This is a genomic window from uncultured Hyphomicrobium sp., from assembly GCF_902826555.1.
Lineage (GTDB): Bacteria > Pseudomonadota > Alphaproteobacteria > Rhizobiales > Hyphomicrobiaceae > Hyphomicrobium_C.
Map to the genome: position 1 here is coordinate 1 of NZ_CADEFI010000046.1, position 10,173 is coordinate 10,173.

At 64.0% G+C, this 10,173-nt stretch carries 8 protein-coding genes and 1 pseudogene; 5 read left to right on the top strand and 4 right to left on the bottom strand.

The window, feature by feature from the left end:
• From QZV93_RS15315 to QZV93_RS15325, 3 genes and pseudogenes are all read right to left on the bottom strand, one after another.
• A pseudogene (locus QZV93_RS15315) lies at positions 1-622 on the bottom strand (formate dehydrogenase); the annotation flags it as partial.
• Complete coding sequence (locus QZV93_RS15320; protein ID WP_295559496.1) at positions 619-1,092, bottom strand: formate dehydrogenase subunit gamma; 474 nt, start codon at positions 1,090-1,092, stop codon at positions 619-621. The pseudogene QZV93_RS15315 and the gene QZV93_RS15320, both read right to left, overlap by 4 nt.
• 141 nt (positions 1,093-1,233) lie before the next feature.
• Positions 1,234-2,136: a LysR family transcriptional regulator gene (locus QZV93_RS15325; protein ID WP_295559497.1), complete on the bottom strand. Its 903-nt coding sequence runs from the start codon at positions 2,134-2,136 to the stop codon at positions 1,234-1,236.
• Between the two features lie 269 nt (positions 2,137-2,405).
• On the opposite strand from QZV93_RS15325, the gene QZV93_RS15330 reads away from it, so the two are divergent.
• The 4 genes from QZV93_RS15330 to QZV93_RS15345 all read left to right on the top strand — a co-directional run bounded on the left by QZV93_RS15330 (position 2,406) and on the right by QZV93_RS15345 (position 8,927).
• The gene (locus QZV93_RS15330) at positions 2,406-3,791 is read left to right on the top strand and encodes a pilus assembly protein (RefSeq protein WP_295559498.1); all 1,386 of its coding nucleotides are present in this window, start codon (positions 2,406-2,408) and stop codon (positions 3,789-3,791) included.
• 171 nt (positions 3,792-3,962) lie between these two features.
• Positions 3,963-4,418 carry a hypothetical protein gene (locus tag QZV93_RS15335; protein WP_295559499.1) on the top strand — a complete coding sequence of 152 codons (456 nt, stop codon included), beginning with the start codon at positions 3,963-3,965 and terminating at the stop codon, positions 4,416-4,418.
• A 147-nt stretch (positions 4,419-4,565) separates the two neighbouring features.
• Positions 4,566-6,836 (top strand): NADP-dependent malic enzyme, encoded by a 2,271-nt coding sequence (locus QZV93_RS15340; RefSeq protein ID WP_295559500.1) that lies wholly within the window; start codon positions 4,566-4,568, stop codon positions 6,834-6,836.
• Positions 6,837-7,031: 195 nt separating this feature from the next.
• Entirely contained in the window at positions 7,032-8,927 is a 1,896-nt protein-coding gene (locus QZV93_RS15345; protein ID WP_295559501.1) for a sulfatase-like hydrolase/transferase, read from the top strand.
• Positions 8,928-9,043: 116 nt separating this feature from the next.
• Here QZV93_RS15345 and QZV93_RS15350 read toward each other — a convergent pair whose 3' ends face one another.
• Entirely contained in the window at positions 9,044-9,487 is a 444-nt protein-coding gene (locus tag QZV93_RS15350; RefSeq protein WP_295559502.1) for a hypothetical protein, read from the bottom strand.
• Positions 9,488-9,762: 275 nt separating this feature from the next.
• Between QZV93_RS15350 and QZV93_RS15355 the strand changes: the two genes are divergently transcribed.
• On the top strand, positions 9,763-10,095 hold the full coding sequence (locus QZV93_RS15355; RefSeq protein WP_295559503.1) for a hypothetical protein: 333 nt from the start codon (positions 9,763-9,765) through the stop codon (positions 10,093-10,095).
• Positions 10,096-10,173: the final 78 nt, after the last annotated feature.

Below are 10,173 nucleotides of genomic sequence, written 5' to 3' on the forward strand. Positions count from 1 at the left end.
GGCCGTACCGCCAGCATCGGCGGATGGCCTGGTAGTACTGCTCGTAGCTGTCGCCCTCGTCCGCATTGCAGACGATATACTTCTGCTGGCCCATCGGGGTGTCGTGGACCGTCTTCCACTTGATGCCGGTCGGGAAACCGGCGCCGCCGCGCCCGCGCAGCCCCGACTTCGAGACCTCGTCGACAATCTCGATCGGCTTCATGGCGAGGGCGCGCTCGAGGCCCTTGTAGCCGTCATGAGCGCGGTAGTCCTCAAGCGAGACCGGATCGGTGACGCCGCAGCGCGCGAACGTCAGGCGTGTCTGGCGCTTCATGTAGGGATGATCGTCCACCGCGCCGATGGCGCGTGCGTGCTTGATCTCTGCGACCGGGCGGCCCTCGAAAAGACCGGCTTTCACGAGGCTATCGACGTCTGCGACCGTCACAGGACCGAAGCCGTAGCGCGTGCCGTCCCGCTCGATTTCCACCAGCGGCTCAAGCCACAGCATCCCTCGCGAGCCGTTGCGTACGATCTGAACCTGGGATCCCGCCTTCTTCGCCGCGGCGCGCAGCGCCTCGGCCACCTCGTCGGCGCCAACGGCTACGGCAGCCGCATCCCGCGGCACGAATACGCGCAGCGTCATGCCTGGGCCTCTTTCAAAAGCGTGTCCAACCGGTTGTCGTCAAGGCGGCCGACGACGCGACCGTCGAGCATGGCGGAGGGCGCGGTGGCGCACAGGCCGAGGCAATAGACCGCTTCCAGCGTCACACGGCCGTCAGCGCTCGTGCCGCCGCATTCGATGCCGAGCCGGTCTTCGGCGCGCGCAACCAGCCGCTCGCATCCCATGGATTGGCAGGCTTCGGCGCGACACAGCTTGAGAATATGCTTGCCCGGCAGCTCACGGCGGAAGTCGTGATAGAAGGTGACGACGCCGTGCACTTCGGCACGAGACAGGTTGAGCTCCCGCGCCAACACGGGAATCACCTCTTCCGGCACCAGACCGAACGCCTCCTGAACGGCGTGCAAGATGGGCATCAACGGCCCTTCAAGTGCCTGATGTTCAGTGACAATTTCGACTGTGCGCTCCTCGCTCCATGGCTCGAAATGGCTCATGGTTCCTCCAGCGCTGTTTATAGTTATTACAGACTAGATCGGCCCATAAGCCGCAAAGATCAATAGCGCTGTTTCGTACCACGATAGATCGTTTCTATCAGTGCACGGGAGTTGTCACTGCATTGTTTGACAACGGATAAATCAGGCCACGGCGACGGCCGGCGGATTGGCGACCCGCTTTGCATGGGCAATGAAGGCTGCAACTAGCGGCGAGTGCGGCTCGCGCTTGGTCACAACCACCCCGATTTTATGGGTCACGGTGGGCTCGACGAGCGTGATCGGCCGCAGACGGCTCGGCCGGTCCAGCGTCTCTGCGAGCCGGGAGGGCAGGATGCTGGCCCATTCGCCCGAGCGGACGTGTGCATAGAGAACCAGCATGGAATTGCTCTCGAGCGTCGGCTTCTGGCGTACGCCTGCCTCCTCGAGATGGCGGTCGATCAGCCGGCGGTTCTGCATGTCGGGTGTCAACAAGCAGAGCGGGAGCTCCCCTGCCTGGGCCCAGGTGACGTGCTCGCGCTTGGCCAAAGGGCTTTCCGGTGCCACCAGGAGCACGTAGCGCTCGTCATAAATGCGGATCATCTCGAAGCGCGGCGGCGGCTCGGTATCGACGTAGGAAATCCCGATATCGACCTCCAGGTTCTCGAGCTTGGCGAGGATGGAATCCGACGTCATGGAAAGAACCGTCAGATTGACGTCGGGGTAGCGCCGGCGCATGGGGACGGTCAGCTCGGCCAAAAACGGCAAGGCGGTCGGGATGACGGCAAGCCTCAGGTGGCCGCTGAGCCCTTTTTTCAGGGCTTCGATCTCCTGGCGCATGGCGCGTGCGTCACCGACGATGCGGCGCGCCCAATCGAGGATCCGCTCCCCCTCGGGGGTAAAGCAGCGGAAGCGGGAGCCGCGCTCGACTATGAGCACACCCATTTGATCTTCCAGGCTTTTCAGCGCCGAAGAGAGGGTGGGCTGAGTGACGCCCGCGGCCTCGGCTGCGCGTCCGAAATGGCGCTCGCGGGCCAGCGCAAGCAGCAATTCCAGCTTATCGATCATGGCAGGCGCCGCCTGGCGCTTCCGGAAAAGACAATCTCCATGCCGAGATTATAGACGAGGGCGCGGCGGCACGCACGGTCAAGTCACCATGAAGCCCTGTATTCTTATGGATTGCTTGCCGGGTCTGCCGAATTGTACGGAAGTCCTTTCCGGCCCGTTAACCCCAAGAAGTATATTTCGTCCTGCCATCGACTGCAGGATGGCGGAATTTACGAGTCTTAAGCTCCCGAGGGACCAATGTTGCGGTCTATATTCTGGGAGCCGCACTTATGTTTTCGCGTATTGCATCCTTCCTGGCAGCGTCCTCCGCGCGCGCGCCGTCCAAGCCTCTGTCCCACCGGCGCAGCGCGCTCGTGCGGGATCGGTTGCGGCAGTTCGGGGCCGACACCGATGGCGCCATCGCTATCATCTTTGCCATGATCGGCGTGTCGCTCTGCCTCTTCGTCGGCGCTGCCGTCGACCTCGGGCGCTGGCTGCAGGCGCGCAATCAATCGGTCGCCGCGCTCGATGCCGCCGTGCTCGCGGGTGCGCGCGTGCTTCAGCTCGACGAAAAGGACGTGACGGGTGCGCGGGCTGCAGCGCAACAGTACTTCACGGAAAACACCAAGGGCCGGATGCACGTGGTCGATGAGACCGTGAGCTTCAATCCCTCCGACGACAACACGGCCTTCACCGGGACGAACCGTTCGTTCATCGAAACCACCTTCCTGAGTTTCGCGCATATCTCGCGACTGCCGGTCGGCGCCTACTCCAAGGCGGTGCTGCGCGCCGGAGGCCAATCCAACAACGAAGTCGAGATCGCGATGATGCTCGACGTAACGGGCTCGATGTCCGGCACCAAGATCCGCGACCTCAAAGCGGCCGCGACCGACCTCGTCAACATCGTCATCTCGGACAGCGCCAACTACAATCCGGTGCGGATCTCGATCGTACCGTTCGCGGAAGGCGTGCGGCTGCCAACATCGGCCAACACGAAGGCGCGGGGCAGCCCCACCACGACGATCACCGTCGGTAGCGGCCGAAACGCGAAAACCTATTACAGGACGGATTGCGTCGTCGAACGCCAGGGCACCAACAAATATACGGACGTGGCGCCCGGCACCAACAACTACGTCAAGACGATGTACGTCACCTCGTCGTCGGGCGTATGCGGCGTCACCACCGACGATACGCTGATGCCGCTGAGCAAGAACAAGGCGGCTCTTACGGCCAAGATCGATTCACTCGACCTCTCGAACACGACCGCAGGTCACATCGGCACGGCGTGGGCGTGGTACACGCTGTCGCCCAACTGGAACACGCTCTGGGACGCGTCTGCCGCCGCAAAACCTTACGGCGACGGAACGCGCAAGTTCGCGATCCTGATGACGGACGGCGAGTATAACCTGCAGTACGACAGCAACGGTGTCTCGGGCACAGGCGCGAACGGCGATTCCCCCACGCAGGCGAAGGCCCTCTGCGCGGGCATGAAGGCCAAAGGCATCACCGTCTACACCGTCGGGTTCGCCTTGGGCGGCAACCAGACCGCTATCAATACGCTCTCAACATGCGCGACCGACGCCTCCACGACCTATACAGCCGACAGCGGCGCCGAGCTCAAGCAGGCGTTCCGCGATATCGCGCTCAAGATCAACCAGCTCTATCTCACGCAGTGAGACGGGCCGGACGCTAGCCCCGACATGACGGCTCGGCGCCGGGTCAGACGATCCGGCGCCGAGTTTTTTCCTGCGACCTCTTCTCCACAGGAGATCGGCATGCCGTGATCCGGCCCCTTGATCGTGGCATTGTGCGACGTGCACCGTGCAGGATCGAAAGGTCGGTCATCCTTGGTTTCCAATGCCGCTCCCAAAGCCCTCGGGCTTTTGCTTGCCGTCCTGCCGATCGCAGCGTGCTCCTCTCCCGGCCCCGCTCCCGCGGTGTCCGCGTCTCCCCCTGCGGCCGAGGGGCAGCCCGGGGACGGCGTCCGGCGTGACCCGGTCGTCGCGGGGCGGCGGGCGCGCGTGTTCATCATGGCCGGCTTCGGAGAGCGCTGCGAGAGCCTGCCAGCCCCCAACATCACGGTGACGGCACAGCCGGCCAAGGGCAGCGTCTCGTTCGAGCCGGGCCAGGAAACCACCGTCAACACCAGTGCGTCGGGCACCTGTATCGGCCAACGCGTGACGGGCACCGGCATCTATTACACGGCGCGGCCCGGGGAAACCGGCCCCGACACGTTCTCCATCCAGGCCGAACTCGGCGGGGACGTGACGCAGCGGACATTCTCGGTCCAGATCGAGAACTGACGGTCTCCAGCGTCAGCCGGCCGAGGGCTCGCGTGGGCTCGCGTCGCAGCCAAAAGTCGGACGAATGAGCGGTTGTGCACTGCACGCGAGGCTCGTAGGGTCAAAGCCCCTCCGATCCCGCCGCTCCTATTTTCCATTGGTCAGCCCATGTCCAGCAAAGCTCAGCGCACGCGCATCACGGCCCAGGAGGCGCTGCAGTTCCACGCGCAGGGCAAGCCCGGCAAGCTCGAAATCACGCCGACCAAGCCGCTCGTCACCCAGCGCGACCTCGCGCTCGCCTATTCCCCAGGGGTCGCGGTTCCGGTGGAAGCCATCGCCGAGAACCCGCTGCTCGCCTACGACTACACGAACAAGGGCAACCTGGTGGCCGTGGTCTCGAACGGCACGGCGATCCTCGGGCTCGGCAATCTCGGCGCGCTCGCCTCGAAGCCGGTCATGGAGGGCAAGGGCGCGCTGTTCAAGCGCTTCGCCGACATCGATGCCATCGATCTCCTGGTGGATACGGAAGACGTGGACGCGTTTATCAACTCCGTCCGCTATTTGGGACCGAGCTTCGGCGGCATCAACCTCGAGGACATCAAGGCCCCTGACTGCTTCATCATCGAGGAACGCCTCAAAGAGCTGCTCGACATTCCCGTCTTCCACGACGACCAGCACGGGACGGCGATCATCGCAGCGGCTGGCCTGATCAACTCGCTCGAGCTCACGGGACGGGACATCGCAGATTTCCGGCTGGTCGTGAACGGCGCCGGTGCCGCCGCCATCGCCTGCATCGAACTGCTGGTCGCGTTCGGCGTGCCAAAGAAGAATGTCGTGCTCTGCGATACGAAGGGCGTGATCTTCCAAGGGCGCAAGGAAGGCATGAACCAGTGGAAGTCGGCCTACGCAGCTAAAACCAAAGTTCGCACGCTGGCCGAGGCCATGGATGGGGCGGACGCCTTTTTCGGACTATCCGTCAAAGGCGCGGTGACGGGCGAGATGGTCGCCTCCATGGCGCCGAAGCCGATCATCTTCGCGATGGCCAATCCGGATCCCGAGATCACGCCCGAGGATGTGCAGGCCGTCCGTGACGACGCCATCGTCGCCACCGGGCGCTCCGACTACCCGAACCAGGTCAACAACGTGCTGGGGTTTCCCTTCATCTTCCGTGGCGCACTCGACGTGCAGGCGCGCACGATCAACGGCGAGATGAAGATCGCAGCGGCGCGCGCTCTGGCTGCGCTCGCCCGCGAAGAGGTGCCGGACGTGGTGACGGCCGCATTCCTCGGCCGGCGCCCGACGTTCGGGCCCGAATATATCATTCCGGCGCCGTTCGATCCGCGCCTCATGAGCCGCGTGCCGCCGGCCGTGGCGCAGGCGGCGATGGACACGGGCGTGGCGCGGCGGCCCATCGTCGACATGGGCGCCTATATTTCCCGCCTCAATGGACGGCTCGATCCAGTCGCCGACTGGCTACATTCGGTTTTCGAACGGGTGCGGCTCGAGCCCAAGCGCATCACGTTCGCCGAGGGCGAGGATCCGGCGGTGATCCGCGCGGCCAACAGCTATGTCGCGCAAGGGTTCGGCGTGCCCGTTCTGGTCGGCGTTGAATCGGTGGTGCGTGAGCGCTTCCGCGAAGCCGGCATCCGGATGGGCGACAAGTTCGAGATCGTCGACATTCGCAACTCGCCGCTGACGGAGGAGTTCACGGACTTCCTCTATGCGCGCCTGCAGCGACGCGGCTTTCTCAAGCGCGACTGCCTGCGCCTCGTCAGGAACGAGCGCAACGTGTTCGCGGCGCTGCTCGTCGCTCATGGCCATGCCGACTGCATGGTGGCGGGCGTAACGCGCAATTGGGCCAGCGTGTTTCAGGACGTGCGACGCGTGATCGACCCGAAACCAGGACGGCACGTGATCGGCGTCAGCCTGGCGCTCTGCCGCGGGCGCGGCATTCTGGTGGCCGACACCGATGTGCACGAGGCTCCGACGGCCGAGGAGCTTGCCAACATCGCAACGGAAGCTGCGAACGCGGCGCGCAAGTTCGGCATCGATCCGCGCGTGGCGCTGCTCGCCAACTCCACCTTCGGGCAGCCTCCCAACGAGCGATCCGACCGGGTCAGGGAAGCGGTTGCCATCCTCGCGGAGCGCGATGCCGACTTCGAGTTCGACGGCGACATGGCCGCCGACGTCGCGCTGTCGCATGAGCTGATGAAACTCTATCCCTTCTGCCGCCTCACGGGCCCCGCGAACGTGCTCGTGATGCCGGCCTTCCATGCGGCGTCGATCTCGACCAAGATGCTGAAGGAGCTTGCGGGCGCCACTCTGATCGGGCCGCTGCTCGTGGGCCTCGAGAAAAGCGTGCAGATCTCGACGCTCGGCGCGAAGGAGGCCGACATCCTGAACCTCGCCGCTCTTGCGGCCTACGATTTCGGAGGCTGACGGCAGGACGCGGCGAGATCATCAACGATCTCGCGACCGTGGCGACCGAGATCGCGGACCGTACCGACGCGGAAAATCCGCCGTCAAAGCACACTGCGCGCCCGTCCTTACGGATACGCAGGGTTCCCTATTGCGCTTGCCAAACGCCCCCCGCCATACTCCTCTCCTCACAGACGAGCCATAGGGGGGAACGGAATGGCCGCAGAATCGGGTGTAACCCGAAGAGGCGCAATAAAACTCGGCCTGGCGGGTGCGGTGGGCGCGGCCAGCCTCAAAGGATCGGAGGCGGGAGCGGCCAAGGCTGCCCAGCCCAACCAGCCGAAACGCCCGAACATCCTGTTTCTGCTCGTCGACGAGCAGCGCTTCCCGACCGTCTACGAAAGCGCCGCCCTGAAGGAGTTTCGCGCTCAGCACCTGCCGGCACAAGGCTCGCTGGCGAAGAAGGGCGTGAGCTTCGAGCGTCATTATGTGGCGTCGGTCGCGTGCGTGCCGAGCCGCACCTCGCTCTACACGGGCCACTATCCCTCGCTACACGGCGTCGCCAATACCGACGGAGCGGCGAAGGCCGCCAACGATCCTGACATGCATTGGCTCTTGCCGGGATCAGTGCCCACTCTCGGCCACTACCTGCGCCAGGCGGGCTACCGCACTCTTTGGAAAGGCAAGTGGCACATCACGGAAGCCGATCTCAAAGTTCCCGGTACCGAGCAGGTGGTCACGAGCTATGACGCCAACGGGGTCACGGATCCCGAGAAGGAGGCTCTCTATCTCAGGGCCGATGCGCTGGACCGGTTCGGGTTCTCGGGCTGGATCGGGCCGGAGCCGCATGGATCGGATCCGCTCCGGTCCGGCTCCAGCGCAGGACAGAGCAAACTCGGCCGGGACCAGGCCATCTCGGCTCAGGTCGTGCAGACGTTGAAGGACCTCGATGTCTCCGACGACGCGTCGCCATGGTTCCTGATGGCGTCGTTCACGAACCCGCACGACATCGCGCTGTGGGGGTTTTTCTCGAACCTCGCCGCGGACCGGCAGGGCACCTACGATTTCACCGTGCCCGAGTTCGTCCCGGAAGAGCCGTTCGACCGCAGCCTGTTCGGACGCACGCGGCTCGAGAAGCTCGACGACAAACCGTCGTGCCAGAGATCCTACCGCGACGCCTACAGCCAGTTCATGCAGCCGTCATTCGCGAGCCGCGAGTACTACCGGCTCTACTACCGCCTGCACGCCGACGTAGACCGGCATCTCGCCGCGGTGCTCGCCGCGCTCGAGTCCACGCGCTTCCGCAACGATACCATCATCGTCTTCACGTCCGATCACGGCGACATTCTCGGGGCGCATGGCGGCCTGCATCAGAAGTGGTACATGGCGTACGAGGAGGCGGTGCGCGTGCCTCTGGTCATTGCGCTCCCGGGCAAGGATGCTCCGCGCACCGTGCCGATCCCGACCAGTCATATCGACATCGTTCCGACCCTTCTCGGACTTGCCGGCATCGACCACAACGTGGTGCGTGAGGCGATTGCACCCGCCTTCACCGACGCGCTCCCGCTCGTGGGTCGCGATCTCTCACCCCTCATCCGCGGCGAAGCGGCCGCCGAAAAGCTCGCCGAGCCGATCTACTTCATGACCGACGACGACCCGAGCCGGGGCCTCGACCAGAAGAACTTCATCGGTATCAGCTACGACTCCGTCGCGCAGCCGAACCACGTGGAGAGCGTGATCGCGAGCGTGGAGGGCGAGATCTGGAAGTACTCGCGCTATTTCGATCACCCGCGCTATTGGAGCGCCCCCGGCACGCCCGGCGCCGAAGGCGTTCGCGACGTGGTGAACAAACCCATGGGGCGTGAAGGCGAGGACGACGGCAGCGCGCGGCGCATCTACGAAGAGCGCGTCAAAACGCAGCCCGCGCCTAACGAGTACGAAATGTACAACGTCTCCGCCGATCCGATGGAGCTCGAGAACCTGGCTGGCAAGCCCGAGTGGAAGGAGCGCGAGAGCGCATTGCGCGATCTCCTCGTCGAGCAATGCGCGCGCAAGCGGCTGGTGCCGAAGAGCGGGCCGGTGCCCGGCGAGGACGGCTGCCGAAAGGTGTAGATGCGAAGAGGCGGATCAATCCGCCGCGTGTTTTCTGATCGCGGCGATTTCAACGCAAAAGCACCTGCATGGTGCGCGCCCGATGCAGGTGCAGGCTTCAGGCGCTCGGTTCCGAGCTAGTCCAGTCTCGCGTATTGCTTCTCGCGCTTCTTGGCATACCGCTTTTTCACGTCACGCTTTTTGACGTCGTCGTTGGAAGCCAAACGCTTCTTTGCGACGTCCTTTTTCGCGTACTGCTTCTTGGCGGCATACTTTTTGACAGTGCTGGCCTTGGCGACCCGCGTCTTGGCGACGCTCTGTTTCGCGTAGTGCTTCTTCTTGTAGGCAGCGAGCTTCGCCTTCTTGATCTCTCCCGCATCGGCCAGAGCGCCGATGCAGCGTTGGGAAAGTCGAGGTCCGACATTCCTCATGCACTGGCGCAGACCGGGGCTTCCGACTGCGTGCATGCTGCAATGGGCGAAGTAGTCGTCGCGGCAGGCGAGCTTGACGGCGAGGCTAACGGCGAACGCGTGATTTACTGAGAACGCAAGGACGACGATGGCAAGGATCGTGGCTCTCATGGTGTCCTCCGTAGCGCATCAGTAATTCATCAGATTCTCGGCGTTTTGACTAAGGTTTAGTGATGCAACGACTTGCTTTTCTCGACGCGACACCACGATCGTCATGTTCCTGACCTTCGCCACGCGTGTGTGGCGTCCGTTGCTTTGCGTGGTGCTCGAAAGCGATCGCGAAGGCTTGCTCCGCGTTCCTCGCCCTGCGCTCGCAGGCGCCGTTGGGAAGCTCTCCCCTTGACGAACGAACGCAACCTTGCGCTAAGAGCTAAGGGGGATCTTCGATGAGTGTTTGTTGGCGTTTGAAGTTGGCGCTTGCCGGACTGGTGTGCGTGACGGTGCCGTCGGCAGTGCACGCGGGCAAAACCTGCGCTGATCCGGTCGAGGGCGGAGTGTCGTCCGGTACGACGCAGGAGGAAGCGCTGGTTGGCGCTCAGGAATGGTGGTCGTCCCGCGCGGGGGCCCTCGGCGAGGGCTATGGGATCTGGGACAATGCCGACGACCAGGCGCTCGAATGCAGCAAGGACCTGAAGGGCGACTACAAGTGCAAAGCGAGCGCGCGGCCCTGTCTTCCGGACGGGGCGCCGCCTGAAAAACAGTCAAAACTCGGAATGTGAGGCGGGATTTTCCCGCAACTTCAAGGCCGTGTCCGCGAGCTGCAGGACAGGCCCAGAATCACCTATTTTCCAATGCGA

Coding starts and splice junctions, on each gene's coding strand:
- QZV93_RS15340 (WP_295559500.1), top strand. CDS start 4,566: ATGTCCAGCAAAGCTCAGCGCACGCGCATCACGGCCCAGGAGGCGCTG.
- QZV93_RS15345 (WP_295559501.1), top strand. CDS start 7,032: ATGGCCGCAGAATCGGGTGTAACCCGAAGAGGCGCAATAAAACTCGGC.
- QZV93_RS15330 (WP_295559498.1), top strand. CDS start 2,406: ATGTTTTCGCGTATTGCATCCTTCCTGGCAGCGTCCTCCGCGCGCGCG.
- QZV93_RS15325 (WP_295559497.1), bottom strand. CDS start 2,136: ATGATCGATAAGCTGGAATTGCTGCTTGCGCTGGCCCGCGAGCGCCAT.
- QZV93_RS15320 (WP_295559496.1), bottom strand. CDS start 1,092: ATGAGCCATTTCGAGCCATGGAGCGAGGAGCGCACAGTCGAAATTGTC.
- QZV93_RS15355 (WP_295559503.1), top strand. CDS start 9,763: ATGAGTGTTTGTTGGCGTTTGAAGTTGGCGCTTGCCGGACTGGTGTGC.
- QZV93_RS15350 (WP_295559502.1), bottom strand. CDS start 9,487: ATGAGAGCCACGATCCTTGCCATCGTCGTCCTTGCGTTCTCAGTAAAT.